This window comes from Spongiibacter sp. UBA1325 (assembly GCF_002306875.1).
In the GTDB taxonomy this organism is placed as follows: Bacteria; Pseudomonadota; Gammaproteobacteria; order Pseudomonadales; family Spongiibacteraceae; genus Spongiibacter; species Spongiibacter marinus.
In genome coordinates, this window is the sequence record NZ_DBTD01000010.1 from 542,313 (window position 1) to 556,907 (window position 14,595).

Here is a 14,595-nt window from a genome sequence, read left to right on the forward strand (position 1 = left end):
TCAGGTTTTTGGCAGCGTCACGCCGCGCTGTCCCTGATACTTGCCGCCCCGGTCGCGGTAACTCACCTCGCACACCTCATCAGATTCAAAAAACAGCATCTGCGCGACACCTTCATTGGCGTATATCTTCGCCGGCAGCGTGGTGGTGTTGGAAAATTCCAAAGTCACGTGACCTTCCCACTCGGGCTCCAGTGGCGTGACATTCACGATGATGCCACAACGCGCGTAGGTGGACTTACCCAAACACACCGTCAATACACTGCGCGGAATCCGAAAATACTCAACGGTGCGCGCCAGCGCGAACGAGTTGGGCGGAATAATGCAGGAATCGCCCGTAATGTTTACGAAACTGCGGTCGTCAAAGGCCTTGGGGTCAACCGTTGCCGAGTAAGTATTGGTAAACACCTTAAACTCATTGGCACAGCGCACATCGTAGCCGTAGCTGGAAGTACCGTAGCTGATGATTCGATTGCCATCCTGCTCGCGCACCTGCCCCGGCTCGAAGGGCTCGATCATCCCTTCTGACTCGGCCATTCGACGAATCCACTTGTCTGATTTAATCGCCATTGCTTTCCCCTGAGCCGCCGCATTGGCAGCAAATAGTATTAATCGTCGCTAATAGAAATCTGTGGTGCCGCCGCACTGCTGCGCTGGCGTCGGGCCAACTCGACCGCAGTGGCCGTGGCCATATCGCGATACAATTGTGCCGCTTCACTGTCAGGCGCCTGCGTCACCACCGGGGCGCCGCGATCCGCTTGTTCGCGAATCTGCATCGACAACGGCAAGGCGCCCAGCATCGGCACAGCGTAGTCACGAGCGATATGCTCGCCACCGCCCTCACCAAATATATGTTCGGCATGACCGCACTGACTGCACACATGCACCGCCATATTCTCGACCACGCCCAGCACCGGCACCGACACTTTGGCGAACATCTCAATGCCCTTCTTGGCATCGAGCAAGGCGATATCCTGTGGCGTCGTGACCACAACAGCACCCGCAACAGGTACCTTCTGTGACAGCGTCAACTGAATATCACCGGTTCCCGGCGGCATATCGATAATCAGGTAATCCAGATCCTGCCAATAGGTTTGGTATAACAACTGCTGCAGCGCACCGGTTGCCATGGGGCCGCGCCATACCATCGGTGTTTTCTCGGTCACCAAATACGCCATCGACATTGACTGGATACCCTGCGCCTCAATGGGCAACAGATACTGTGTACCGTATTGCTTGGGACGCACACCCGATTCAACGCCCAGCATCATCTGTACGCTTGGGCCATATATATCGGCATCCAACAGGCCAACTCTCGCGCCTTCTGCGGCCAGTGCCAGGGCAAGATTCACCGACGTGGTCGACTTACCCACGCCTCCCTTACCCGATGCCACCGCAATAATATTACGGACATTTTCCATGTTTTTAATGCCCTGTGACGCCTGGTGAGCGCCGATTTCCCAACTCACACTCACCTCACAAGACAGCCCCTGCGCCGCCAAACTGTCGAGCAAAAATGCCTCGTACTGCTGTTGGTGGCTGCGCGCCGGAAAGCCCAGCACCACCTCGCAAACACCCTCGGCAGGCATGCGAATGTTGGCAATACTTGCCAGCGGCTGACTGAGCCCCGGCAGGGTTACGGCTGACAAGCACTCTTGAATGGCGTGTTCAGATGGCAAAACAGGCTCCTATATGGGCGGCCTCGGCGAGGCGTCACTACAGCGGCTAAGCGGGCGAGTATACGCCGCAGCAGGCGCCCTCACAACGGCCGCATAGATGCGTCGGCAACGTAAAAACGCTATAGTATCGCCCCCCGACGGCAACGCCGCCGGACAGTCTACACCGCGGTAAACGCCGCTACGTCTCTGACTCATTGTTTTATGAAGGATTAGCATGTCGCGCAAGATTCTGGTTACCAGTGCCCTGCCCTACGCCAATGGCCCACTGCACCTGGGGCACCTCCTCGAATCGATACAAACCGATATCTGGGTGCGCTTTCAAAAATTGCGCGGCAACGACTGCGCCTACCTCTGCGCTGATGATGCCCACGGCACCGCGATTATGCTGACGGCGGAAAAACTCGGCATCACCCCGGAGGAGCAAATCGCTCGCGTCAAGGCTGAGCACGAGCGCGACCTCCGCGGCTTCCTGATCGAGTTCGACAACTACTACAGTACCCACTCCCCCGAGTGCCAACATTATTCGGAAGAAATATACCGCCGCCTCGAGGCCAATGGGCATATCGAAAAACGCGAAATCACCCAACTATTCGACCCCGAAAAGCAGCTCTTTCTGGCCGACCGCTATATCAAAGGCAGCTGCCCGAAGTGTAAAACCGAGGACCAATACGGCGACAATTGCGAAGCCTGTGGTGCCACCTACACCCCCGCCGAGCTGATCAATCCGCGTTCGGCCATCTCCGGTGCCACTCCCGTCGAGAAAGCCTCCACCCATTACTTCTTCAAACTGGGCGACTTCGAGCAACTGCTCCGCGACTGGACCAGCAGCGAGGCCCTGCAGCCACAAATCGCCAACAAGCTTCGCGAATGGCTCGATGCCGGCTTGCAAAGCTGGGATATATCCCGCGATGCGCCGTACTTTGGTTTTGAAATTCCCGGCGCACCCGGCAAGTACTTCTACGTTTGGCTGGACGCGCCCATCGGCTACATGGCCAGCTGCGCCAACTGGTGCGAGCGCGAGGACCGCAGTTTCGATGACTACTGGGCAAAAGGCTCAACGGCCGAGCTGTACCACTTCATAGGCAAAGACATCATCAATTTCCACGGCTTGTTCTGGCCAGCCATGCTCGACTCTGCGGGCTTCCGCCAGCCCACGGCCATCTATGCCCACGGCTTCCTTACCGTCAACGGCAAGAAGATGTCCAAAAGTCGCGGCACCTTTATTAAGGCAGAAACCTATCTCAAACACCTGCCCGCCGAGTACCTGCGCTACTACTTTGCCGCCAAGCTCTCCGGCGCGGTCGACGACATCGACCTGAACCTGGAGGATTTCACCAAACGGGTGAACGCCGATTTGATCGGCAAGCTGGTCAACATTGCCAGCCGCAGCGCCAAATTCGTTCACAAAGGCAATGAAGGCCGCCTGAGCAGCGAACTTCACAAGCCGGAACTGTGGCAACAGGTAACCGGCGCCGCCGACGACATCGCCACGCACCTCGAGCGCCGCGATTACGGCAAAGCCGTGCGCGAAATTATGGCTCTGGCCGACGCGACCAATGAATACTTCGACGCCTGTGAGCCCTGGAAGCTGGCAAAACAGGAAGACGGCAAGCAAGAAGCGGCGGCGGTCGCCTCGCAGTGCATCAACGTGTTCCGCGTACTGGTTACCTACCTCGCTCCGGTGCTGCCGAAGCTTGCCGAGCAGGTTGAGCAATTCCTGAATATTCGCCTGAGCTGGTCAGAGGAATTCACCCCACTACTCGACCATAAAATTGAAAACTTCAAAGCCATGATGGCTCGCGTCGACAGCGACAAGGTGCAAGCCATGGTCGACGACAGTCGGCAATCCATCGAGGCGGCGAAGACCGTACAAAAAGCCAGCAAAAAGCCAGAGAAAAAGGCGGCCCAGATCAATGACGATGCCATTGCGGACACGATAGAGTTTCCAGACTTTGCCAAAATAGACCTTCGCCTGGCCAAGATTGTCGATGCCCAGGCCGTTGAAGGGGCCGACAAACTGCTGCAACTGACGTTGGATCTCGGCGAGCACGGTCAAAAACACGTGTTCTCGGGGATCAAAGCCGCCTACAGCCCTGAGCAACTGATCGGCAAACTCACGGTGATGGTGGCCAATCTGGCGCCGCGCAAGATGCGCTTCGGTGTGTCTGAGGGCATGGTGCTGGCCGCAGGCCCCGGTGGCGACGAACTGTGGCTGCTGGAACCCCACGAGGGCGCCAAACCCGGCATGAGAGTCCAGTAAGCATTATCGATTTTGCCGATAATGCATTGTGGATTAAAAGATTTTAAATTGAACACTTGATCGAAATAAAATAGCATCTCGATCACAATAAATAGCGGGCGGTCATTTGTAGCCGCCCTGCTCCACGGCAATAGAGGCAAGCGCTTTGCTAGCGGATTACACAATACTTTTGCTCGGCGCCATTTTAGTGAACAACTTCGTGTTGGTTCAGTTCCTTGGCCTGTGCCCCTTTATGGGCGTGTCCAGCAAGCTGGAAACCGCTATTGGCATGTCGAGTGCCACTACCTTTGTACTGACACTCGCCTCTATCTGCAGCTGGATGACCTACGAGTGGCTGCTGCAGCCGCTCGGTTTGGAATACCTGCGCACCATTACCTTTATCCTGGTGATCGCCGTGGTTGTGCAATTCACCGAAATGGTCGTGCGCAAAACCAGCCCCCTGCTCTACAAAGTACTGGGCGTTTTTCTCCCGCTCATCACCACCAACTGCGCGGTACTCGGTGTCGCCCTGCTGAACATTAACAAAGAGCACAACTTCGTCGAATCCGCGCTCTACGGCTTCGGTGCCGCGGCGGGCTTTTCCATGGTGTTAGTGCTGTTTGCCGCCATGCGCGAGCGCATCGCCGTTGCCGATGTACCGGTGCCCTTCAAAGGTGCCGCGGTTGGCATGGTAACCGCCGGGCTGATGTCTCTCGCCTTTATGGGCTTTGCCGGACTGGTATAGCGGAGCCTTTATGATCGAGCTAATTACTCAACACCCCTTCGCTGCAGCGCTACTGGCACTGGTCAGTCTGGGCCTAGTATTCGGCGCACTACTGGGTTTTGCTTCGGTAAAATTTAAGACCGAGGGCGACCCCATCGCCGATCAGGTAGAAGCGCTGCTGCCGCAAACCCAGTGTGGCCAATGCGGCTACCCTGGCTGCCGCCCCTATGCCGAAGCCATTGCCAACGGCGACGACATTAACAAGTGCCCGCCCGGCGGCGAGGCGACCATCGCAGCGCTTGCCGACCTGCTGGGTGTGGAGGCCAAACCCCTCGACGCCGCTGAAGAAGCCGTACCCTCGGTGGCCTATATTCGCGAGGACGAATGCATCGGCTGTACCAAGTGCATTCAAGCCTGCCCCGTCGACGCCATACTCGGCGCCGCCAAGCATATGCACACCGTTATCGCGAGCGAGTGCACTGGCTGCGACCTCTGTGTTGAGCCCTGCCCGGTGGATTGCATAGAAATGCGGCCCATCGAGACCACATTGCAGACCTGGCACTGGGACAAACCGCAGCCGACAGAAGACCTAATCGCCAGCGACCGCCGCGGCAACTCGCCGATTGAAGCGGCCTGAACGCACGCCCGAGGATAGTCACGAAGCATGAGAAAGATTTGGGACATTCACGGCGGCATTCACCCGCCCGAGAATAAAACACAATCACTGCAAGACAATATCCGCGCCGCCGGTATTCCGGCCCAATTGATTGTGCCGCTGTCACAGCACATCGGCGCACCCGCCGCGCCCATTGTTAATGTCGGCGACCGCGTATTAAAAGGTCAGATGATTGGCGAGGCCAAGGGCTTTGTCAGTGCGCCCGTGCACGCGCCCAGCTCTGGCACAGTTGCCGCCATTGAACCGCGCGTTATCCCCCACCCGTCGGGCATGAGTGCGCCCTGCGTGGTAATCAACTGCGACGGCAAAGACGAATGGATCAGCCACCAGGGCATTAGCGACTACCGCAGCCTCGACAAAAACACCCTGGTCGACACCATCCGCAACGCCGGTATTGCCGGGATGGGCGGCGCCGGTTTTCCAAGCTCGGTAAAACTCAGTGGCGGCAAAGACAAACCCATCGACACACTGATCCTCAACGGCACTGAGTGTGAGCCCTATATCACCGCCGACGATATTTTAATGCAGGAACGCGCCGCCGAAATTATCGCCGGCGCAGAAATCCTGCGGCATATTGTCGAGCCAAACGAAACCCTGATCGGCGTTGAAGACAACAAGCCAGAAGCGCTGGCAGCCATGCGCGCTGCCGCCGAAGGCACCGGCATTGAAGTGGTTAGCTTCCCCACCAAGTACCCGTCAGGCGGCGAAAAGCAGCTGATTCAAATTCTCACCGGCAAGGAAGTCCCCTCCGGCGGCCTGCCCGCCGATATCGGTATTGTCTGTCAGAATATCGGCAGCGCTCGCGCCATCTATCGCGCCGTTTGCCACGGTGAACCGCTGATCTCCCGCGTAACTACCGTCACCGGTGAGGCCTGCAGCACACCGCGCAACTACGACGTGTTGATCGGCACCCCGGTGCAATATCTACTCGACCTCAGCCACTTCGACGCCAGTCGCTGCATTCGCCTGATTATGGGTGGACCGATGATGGGCTACACCCTGCAAGATACCGCGGTGCCCATCGTAAAAACCAGCAACTGCGTGCTGGCACCCACCGTTGAGGAACTGCCGCCACCGCCACCTGCACAAGCCTGTATTCGCTGCGGCATGTGCGCCGAAGCCTGTCCGGTATCGCTGCTGCCTCAGCAAATGTACTGGTTCTCACGCGCGCAAGAGCACGACAAACTCGAGGAACACAACCTCGCCGACTGCATTGAATGCGGCGCCTGCTCCTACGTCTGCCCCAGCAATATCCCGCTGGTGCAGTACTACCGCGCCTCCAAGGCAGAAATTCGCCAGGCCCAGCAAGACAAGATAAAGGCCGAGCGTTCAAAAGAGCGCTTCGAGGCACGGCAGGCACGTATCGAACGCGAGGCCGCCGAGAAAGAAGCCAAGCGCAAGGCGCGCCTGGAGGCCGCTAAGGCCAAGCAACAATCTGCCACCAAAGACGGCAGTAAAGACGACATTATCCAGGCTGCGATCGCCCGCAGTAAGGCGAAAAAGTCCGGTGGCGCCGACAACCCGCCGCAAGACCCCGCCCAGGCGGCCATTGCCCGCGCCCAAGCCGCGCGAAGTGGCGACGCCGTCAGCGAAACTGCCGAAGAAAAAACCGCCCGCCTGGAAAAACAGCTGGCCAGCACTGAAAAACGCCTGGCAGCGGCCCAGCAAAAATTACAGCTGGCCATCGACAATAATGATGACAATGTTGAGGCCTTCCGCAGCGGCGTAGAAAAAACCGAAGGCAAGTTGCAAGCACTGCGCAAGGAGCTCGACGCCCACCGCGCCAGCCAGGCACCTGCGCCCGCCGAAAGTGCTAGCGACGACCCGGCAGCCGCGGCGATCGCCCGCGCCCAGGCCAAGCGTGCAGGTGGGGCTGAAACGGAAAGCCCGGATGCCGCCCGCGAGCGCCTGACGACGCAAATTGCCAGCACCGAAAAACGCCTCGACGCTGCCCAGCAAAAATACGCTGATGCGCAGGCCCAGGGCGATGCCAATGCTGCCGCCTTTGCCACTGCCGTAGAAAAAACTCAGGCGAAGCTGGACAAGCTGCGCGCTGAACTAGCGGCGCTTCCCGCCGCCGAGCCTGAACCGGCCGCCGAGGCAAGCAATGCCGACGACCCCGCCGCTCAGGCCATTGCCCGGGCACTGGCCGCACGCAACGCCAATGCCGAGTTGAGCGAGGCGGACAAGGCGCGCAACGCGGTCAGCTCGCTGGAAAAACGCATTGCCAAAACCCAGCAAAAACTCGACCAAGCCCAGGCTGATGGCGACGACAACGCCGCGATTCTGTCCGACACCCTGGCCAAATTGCAGGGCAAGCTGGACGAGGCTCGTCAGGCCTTGGACGCCCTTAGCCAGGAAGAGAACTAATCATGGCGTTTTTGAAAGTAAGTTCCCCCCACGCCCACGGCCCGATGAGCACCGGCCGCGTTATGCGTCTGGTGTTAATGGCGACCATTCCAGGCTTGGTGGCACTCACCTGGTTTTTTGGTTTTGGCACCCTCACCAATGTGTTGTGGGCCAGCCTGAGCGCCCTTGCTTTTGAAGCACTGGCCCTGAAGCTGCGCAAACGCCCCATCGCGTTTTATCTAAACGATTGCAGTGCACTGGTCACCGCGTTCTTACTCGGTATCGCCCTGCCACCCGGCTCGCCCCTATGGCTGATTTTGGTGGGCACCGGTTTCGCCATCTTACTGTGCAAGCACATGTACGGCGGCATGGGCTACAACCCGTTTAATCCGGCAATGGCAGCTTATGTATTGCTGCTGATCTCCTTCCCGGTTGAAATGACTAACTGGCTGGCACCGCGCGGCGCCGTGCCGGCATCCGAGCTTCTCGGCCCCATCGACGCACTGTTGCGCAGCCTCGGCATTGGCAGTGCCCCCATAGACGGTGTGAGCATGGCCACACCGCTGGATATCCTCAAGCAAAACGACGCGCTACTGGTCGACGACCTGTGGGCACAAACCCCACAATTCGGCACCGTAGCGGGCATCGGTTGGGAATGGGTCAACCTGGCCTTTTTGCTCGGCGGCCTGTATCTACTCTATCGCCGCGTCTTCACTTGGCACGCGCCCCTGAGCATGCTGCTGGCGATTGCCATTATGGCTCTGTTGTTTAACGACGGCGGCAGCTCTGCCTCCGGCGGCGGCGCACTGTTCAATCTGTTCAGCGGCGCCACCATGTTCGGTGCGTTCTTCATTATCACCGACCCGGTAAGCTCGGCAGTGTCCAATCGCGGGCGCGTGATCTACGGCGCGTTGATCGGCGTGCTGGTCTACATTATTCGCGCATGGGGTAATTACCCCGATGCCGTCGCCTTTGCGGTGCTGTTAATGAACTTTGCCGCGCCCTTCATCGACCACTACACTCAGCCGCGCACTTACGGGCATAAAAAGCCCAACGCGCAGGAGAAAGCGTAATGCTCGGCCAATCCATTACGAAAAACGGTTTGCTGCTGGGACTGTTCGCCGTGGTGACCACCGGCGTAATCGCCGGCACCTATCTCTCTACCCGCGGCTTGGTGCAGGACAATATTCGCGCCGCCGAGGAACGCGCCCTGCTGGAAATTATCCCCCGCGATCGCCACGACAATAGCATGCTCGACGACGCCGTTGCGCTTGGCGACGATGCCCTCCTCGGCCTTCGAGAGCCGCGCAATGCCTACCGCGCCAAACAAAACGGCGAGGTAGTGGCGGTGATTCTTCCGGCGACCGCCCGCGATGGCTACACCGGCGATATCGACCTGATCATCGGCGTCAATCGCGACGGCAGCGTGGCCGGTGTGCGGGTACTAAGCCACCGCGAAACACCGGGCCTGGGTGACCAGATCGACTACAAGAAAAGCCAGTGGGTAGACGGCTTTATTGGCCGCAGCCTGCTTAACCCCAAAGCAGAAAAGTGGACAGTGAAGAAAGATGGCGGCGTCTTCGACCAGTTCACCGGCGCCACTATCACGCCGCGCGCCGTTACCGCTGCCGTGAAACGCAGCCTGGAATTCTATGCGCAGCAGCGACCCATGTTGCTAGACGAAGTGAAGCAGGAGAAAGGCGATGAGTGATGTGAACTACCGCGAGATCTCCCTGAATGGCTTATGGAAAAACAACCCCGCCATCGTGCAGCTGCTCGGCCTGTGCCCACTGCTGGCCGTTACCGGCTCGGTGATCAACGCCATCGGCATGGGGCTCGCCACCATCTTCGTACTCACGGTATCAAATACCTGCGTGTCGCTGATTCGCAACATCACCTCCGATGCCGTGCGACTGCCGGCCTTTGTAATGATTATTGCCGCCGCCGTAACCTGCATAGAACTGTTGATGCAGGCCTTCGCCTATGAACTGTTCCAGATCCTCGGCATCTTCCTGCCGCTGATTACCACCAATTGCGTGATTCTCGGCCGCGCCGACGCCTTCGCCAGCAAGAACCGCCTGCTGCCGTCTATGTACGACGGTTTCATTATGGGGCTGGGCTTTTCAGCGGTGCTAATTCTGCTCGGCGCCATCCGCGAAGTGGTTGGCACGGGCCATATCTTCGCCAACATGGAGCTGTTATTCGGCGAGTCCGCAAAGGCCTGGAAGATTGTTTTGGTTGACGACTATAAGGCCTTCCTGGTGGCGATACTGCCCCCCGGCGCCTTCATCTTCACTGGCCTGATTATCGCCCTGAAAAACGTGATCGACGGCGAGATTCAAAAGCGCGAGGCCGCCAAAGCGAAAAACACCGCGCCGACCAGTCGCCGCGTACGGGTCACCGGCAATATTAGCTAAGCCAGCGCTAAGGCGGGCTTAGCCCCGCCTTAAAGCTCAAATAACAGGTGCTGGCTGAGATCGCCCACCAAATCCACATGCATCTCGCGGCGGGCAAAGCCCCACACGCCCTCCCGCTTGCACAGCTCATCCCGGTATCGACCGCTGATAATAGGCTGTAAGGCCAGTGCATCGGTGGCCTGCAGCACGGTATAGCAGGAACGCGCCGTCGCGCTGGCCGCGCCCGGCGAATGTTCGATAATCACATTACTAATCAGGTGGCGAGTTTTCGGTGTGTTGCCATCGGCATAGAGGCGCGTCGACTGCTGGTACATCGCCAGCACGGCCTCCTCGCCACTCACCACGCCGTTGTGCGCTGGCGCGACAATATCGGCGTCGCGAAATAAGGCCGCGACGCCGGCAAAGTCACCGGCATCAATTTTTTCAGCGTAGAGATACAGTAAGTTTTCAATCTGGCGCGCGTCGTCCACGGCGACCTCACTCGAGCATTAGCGAGGGAATACTACACGCAATTTTGCTGCACCGGTCAAGCCGCCCACCACGGCGCAGCGATTGCGCCAGGCGTTACGCAGATTGCAGCATCATCCGATAGCGGCCGGGCGCCTGACCATACCAGCGCTTAAACGCTTTTTGGAAAGCACTTTGGTCGCTAAAGCCAAGCTCTGCCGAAATCTCCAACAAACCAAGTTCACGGCGCGATATCAGCCCCAATGAGCGCTCCTTGCGGGCATCGTCCACCAAGCTTTTGTAACTGGTTTCGGTGTTGTTTAACCGCCGCTGTAAGGTGCGCGGCGCAATGCCAAGCTGCGCTGAAATATCCTCCAACCGGGGCACACCGTCGGCCAGCTGACTCACGATGCAGTCGCGCACATCTTTGATCAAACGGTCTTCAAATTGCAGGTTCGACAACTCAATCAGCGCCGCCTGCTCCAGCGATTTGTGAATACCGGGATGAGGGTAAAGCGTTGGCTGGTCGAGCAGTTCACGACCGAAGTGCACCGCATTTAATTTTTTACCGAAGGACACCGGCGCTTCAAACAAGGCTTCCATTTCCGCCTCACGCCCCTGCGCACCATGAGCGAAATGAACTTCTCGGCGCGTGGCACCGCGGTCCAGCATCGGCTTGTTGACGCGATACCAATTGGCAAAGAAAAATTCGACAACGTGCACTGACGCCTGCTGCCGGGGCGGTTGTTGCCAGCTCAGGCAAGCCGTGCTGCTATTTACCTCGCTTAGCACCATATCGCCGTGGTCGATCAACAGGCGTGAAAAGCGCTGCATCGCATCCACCGCCTCGCGGGTATTGGAAGCGCTCATCCCCAGATAATTCACCATTCCCCAGGGCGTGCGTGAACAATGCGTGCCCGCTTTTGCGCCAAGGCAGGGGTCACCCAGCAAGTTCGCACCGGCGTCCAAGGTCATTTCAAACAAGCGCAGGGGAACGCGCCCTTGCTCACTAATGTGAGAAAGGGGATTCAAACGCAATACCGATTGCAGCTGCCGGCTGCTGAGCCCCTGGCCCTCAAGGTACTCTAGAAGGTTGTCGAGATATTCTTTGCAGACTGTTGGTGTTCGCATTTCACCCTCCCTACAAAACGCCCAGACAATGCACTGCGGGCGAATCTGTCACTGTTATTGTTGTGGGCGGCACGCCGCCGGTATGACCTAAACTGCGTAACAGACTAGCAATTTCGCAGCGAGACTTGTCCCCCTCCGCCACTAAAAGTATTATCATTAGTGACCGTCAATTTGTATCATTTATGGCCATAGTCGATTATTCATTGTGCAATTAATAGAAATGGAGCAGCTGGGTGCCCGTTTACTGCGGGTACTTTGGCGCCTACTGCAACAACACTATCCCGACATAGACTGCGCGGCGCTCGGTCGGCGCTGCGAGCTGGGCGAGACCTGGTGGCAGGCAACCGGCAACGATACGCTGGTAAATGTAATGGTGTTGTTAAACGCCCTGCGCGACGATGGCGCGCCTGCCATTGCACTTGAACTGGGCGACCTTGCGCAATTGAGCGACCTCGGCCTGCTCGGCTATGCCATGCTTACCGCCGCCAACTGTGAGCAAGCCACGAATATCAGTTGTCACGCCTTCAGCGAAGCGAGCTTTTTAGTGCGGGTACACCTTGAGCGCGGCGAGCAACACGCGCTCATTCGCTTTGAACTTACCGACAACGCCCTGCCCATCGAGCAGCTGTTAATGGAGCTGTGCAGCGTCGCTGCCTGGCGCTATGTGCAAGGGATACTGCCCGAGGGCCGCGCCGCCGTGCCCGACTATGTAGAACTGACCAGCAGTCCACCTGACCACGCCGAGCGCTACCGCGAATTGCTGGGCTGCGAGGTGGTGTTCGACGCCCCGCGCAACACCATCGCCCTGCCCCTGCACTGGCTGAGCCGACCTATCCCCAGCGGCAATGAACAGGCGCTGATCGCCTGCTCTCACCACGTGCAGCAAATCGTCAGCGAGAGCTATCGCACAGCCGGCATTGCCCCGCAGGTTAAACGCCTGTTGATGTCGCGCCCCCAAGACTGCGAATTCAATTTGGCAAAAACGGCAAAGCTACTGCGTTTAAGCCCGCGCAGCCTGCGCCGACATTTGGAACAGAGCGGTCACAGTTTTCGCCAAATTTGTCTGAGCGTGCGCATGGAATTAGCGCGGGAGTACCTGTTTAATACGCACATGAGTTTGAAGGAGGTGGCCTACCAACTCGGTTATAAACACCCGAGCAACTTCAACCGCGCCTTCAGCGATTACTATGGTCAGTCCCCGCAGACGATGCGACGGCAGCACTACCAAGCCTTTCAGCGCGCAGAGCCGCCTGGCGCAGGCTGACAACTCTGGCGTCGAAAACCCTACTGATGTAGAGCCACTGGCCCCACAATAGCGGGCTAGCTGGCAACCGCCATACTTTAACTTGCTAAGAAGAAAAAAGGTTTACCTATGATTGCAGCCGACAACACCCCGATTCTGGTCGGAGTCAGCCAGCAGACCTACCGCGACACCGGCAACCCCGAGCGCACCCCTACCGATGCGCTGCAGGAAGCCCTGCAAGGCGCCCTGGACAACACCGGCAAAGGCGATGCACTGCGCGGCGCCATTGACGCCCTGTGTACCGAGCCCAGCCTGTTGGAAGTCTCAGAAGAACTGGCCGCATTACTTAACCGCTTCCCCGGGCCGGAATTAGCCAAGCGTTTGGGCTTTGATAATGCCCAGTGCCTGAAAGCCCCCGACGGCGGCAACGGCCCGCAAATGTTGATCAACCACTTCGCCGATGAGCTCAACCGCGGCAAGCGTCGCGCCGTGGCGATCTGCGGCGGCGAACTGACCGCGAGCTTTCGCACTCTGCTCGGCGGTGGCGGTGATATCGGCCACTGGCAGCAAGGCGCCAGTGGCGACACCGAACAGCCTTGGGCAGAACGCGACGGCGCCCACGCCCAGGAACACAAACACAATTTGTGGTTGCCCACCCATATGTACGCGCTGTTTGAAAATGCGCTGCGCCACCGCTATGGCCACAGCCTTGAACAACACCAGCAGCATATCGGCAAGATCATGCAGGGTTTGAGCGACACCGCTGCCGCTAACCCCGACGCCTGGTCCTACCAACGGCCACGCAGCGCCGAGCAACTCACCGGCTTTAACGAGCGCAGCCCTTGCCTCGCGCTGCCCTATAACAAATACCTGTGCGCCCAGATGAATATCGACATGGCCGCCGCAGTGATTATGACCACCGTCGGTACCGCACGCGAACTCGGCATTGACGAAGACCGCTGGGTCTACCTCAATGGTTGCGCCGAAGTGAATGATGTGTGGTTTGTTGGCGAGCGCGCTGACCTTTCCCGCTCCAACGCCGTCGCCCTGGCTGGTAAAACGGCACTGGCGCGCGCCAATTGCGAGATTGACGACATCGCCCTGATGGATATTTACAGCTGCTTCCCCTGTGCGGTGGAACTGGCCTGCGATGCGCTGGGTATCGACCCCTTCGGTGAGCGGGCACTGAGCCTCACCGGCGGCCTGCCCTACTTCGGTGGCCCCGGCCACGGCTACAGCCTGCACGCTGTCGTCACTATGGCTGAGAAACTGCGCCAGCAACCCGGCGCCAATGGCATGATTACCGCCAACGGCTGGTATATGACCAAGCAGGCCATTGGTATTTACAGCACGCGCCCTGCTCACCAAGACTGGCAGCGCGGCGACGATGCGCCCCTGCAACAGCAGATCGACAGCCAAGACCACCCCCGCATTGACGACGCCCCGGAAGGCCCCGGTGTTGTGGACAGCTTCACCGTTGTCTGCGACGGCGACGGTCCGCAGCAGGGCATTATCGTTGGTAGCCTGGACAATGGTCGACGCTTCATCGCCCACACCGAAAAAGACGACGCCTTGCTCGCACAAATGATGCATGAGGATATGATCGGACGGCGCGGCGTGGTGTCCACCGGCGAGGAGCACAACCTGTTTAGGTTCGACTAAGCCCTTCCGCACGCGCGGCGGCTAAAAACGC

13 protein-coding genes are annotated in these 14,595 nt (G+C 58.6%); 9 read left to right on the forward strand and 4 right to left on the reverse strand.

Annotated elements, in window-relative coordinates; genetic code table 11:
• On the reverse strand, window positions 1-567 hold the full coding sequence (gene dcd, locus B3K78_RS14460) for a dCTP deaminase (RefSeq protein ID WP_027873484.1): 567 nt from the start codon (window positions 565-567) through the stop codon (window positions 1-3).
• A 38-nt stretch (window positions 568-605) separates the two neighbouring features.
• A complete protein-coding gene (apbC, locus tag B3K78_RS14465) occupies window positions 606-1,676 on the reverse strand; it encodes an iron-sulfur cluster carrier protein ApbC (RefSeq protein WP_286695993.1) in 1,071 nt (356 codons plus the stop codon).
• Between the two features lie 214 nt (window positions 1,677-1,890).
• Between apbC and metG the strand changes: the two genes are divergently transcribed.
• From metG to rsxE, 7 genes are all read left to right on the forward strand, one after another.
• The gene (gene metG / locus B3K78_RS14470; protein ID WP_286695994.1) at window positions 1,891-3,936 is read left to right on the forward strand and encodes a methionine--tRNA ligase; all 2,046 of its coding nucleotides are present in this window, start codon (window positions 1,891-1,893) and stop codon (window positions 3,934-3,936) included.
• A 145-nt stretch (window positions 3,937-4,081) separates the two neighbouring features.
• Complete coding sequence (gene rsxA, locus B3K78_RS14475; protein WP_027873481.1) at window positions 4,082-4,660, forward strand: electron transport complex subunit RsxA; 579 nt, start codon at window positions 4,082-4,084, stop codon at window positions 4,658-4,660.
• Between the two features lie 10 nt (window positions 4,661-4,670).
• A complete protein-coding gene (gene rsxB / locus B3K78_RS14480) occupies window positions 4,671-5,276 on the forward strand; it encodes an electron transport complex subunit RsxB (protein ID WP_027873480.1) in 606 nt (201 codons plus the stop codon).
• Between the two features lie 27 nt (window positions 5,277-5,303).
• The gene (gene rsxC / locus B3K78_RS14485; RefSeq protein WP_286695995.1) at window positions 5,304-7,685 is read left to right on the forward strand and encodes an electron transport complex subunit RsxC; all 2,382 of its coding nucleotides are present in this window, start codon (window positions 5,304-5,306) and stop codon (window positions 7,683-7,685) included.
• A gap of 2 nt (window positions 7,686-7,687) precedes the next feature.
• Window positions 7,688-8,737: an electron transport complex subunit RsxD gene (gene rsxD, locus B3K78_RS14490; protein ID WP_204996777.1), complete on the forward strand. Its 1,050-nt coding sequence runs from the start codon at window positions 7,688-7,690 to the stop codon at window positions 8,735-8,737.
• Complete coding sequence (gene rsxG, locus B3K78_RS14495) at window positions 8,737-9,375, forward strand: electron transport complex subunit RsxG (protein ID WP_286695996.1); 639 nt, start codon at window positions 8,737-8,739, stop codon at window positions 9,373-9,375. The genes rsxD and rsxG overlap by 1 nt, the downstream gene beginning before the upstream one ends.
• Complete coding sequence (gene rsxE, locus B3K78_RS14500) at window positions 9,368-10,081, forward strand: electron transport complex subunit E (protein ID WP_286695997.1); 714 nt, start codon at window positions 9,368-9,370, stop codon at window positions 10,079-10,081. The genes rsxG and rsxE overlap by 8 nt, the downstream gene beginning before the upstream one ends.
• 29 nt (window positions 10,082-10,110) lie before the next feature.
• Here the strand turns inward: rsxE and B3K78_RS14505 are convergent, their stop codons facing one another.
• Complete coding sequence (locus B3K78_RS14505; RefSeq protein WP_286695998.1) at window positions 10,111-10,551, reverse strand: nuclear transport factor 2 family protein; 441 nt, start codon at window positions 10,549-10,551, stop codon at window positions 10,111-10,113.
• A 94-nt stretch (window positions 10,552-10,645) separates the two neighbouring features.
• The gene (locus B3K78_RS14510) at window positions 10,646-11,659 is read right to left on the reverse strand and encodes an AraC family transcriptional regulator (RefSeq protein ID WP_204996773.1); all 1,014 of its coding nucleotides are present in this window, start codon (window positions 11,657-11,659) and stop codon (window positions 10,646-10,648) included.
• A 205-nt stretch (window positions 11,660-11,864) separates the two neighbouring features.
• On the opposite strand from B3K78_RS14510, the gene B3K78_RS14515 reads away from it, so the two are divergent.
• A complete protein-coding gene (locus B3K78_RS14515) occupies window positions 11,865-12,923 on the forward strand; it encodes a helix-turn-helix domain-containing protein (protein WP_204996772.1) in 1,059 nt (352 codons plus the stop codon).
• A gap of 108 nt (window positions 12,924-13,031) precedes the next feature.
• A complete protein-coding gene (locus B3K78_RS14520; RefSeq protein WP_286695999.1) occupies window positions 13,032-14,564 on the forward strand; it encodes a TLP1 C-terminal extension domain-containing protein in 1,533 nt (510 codons plus the stop codon).
• The last annotated feature ends 31 nt before the right edge of the window (window positions 14,565-14,595 follow it).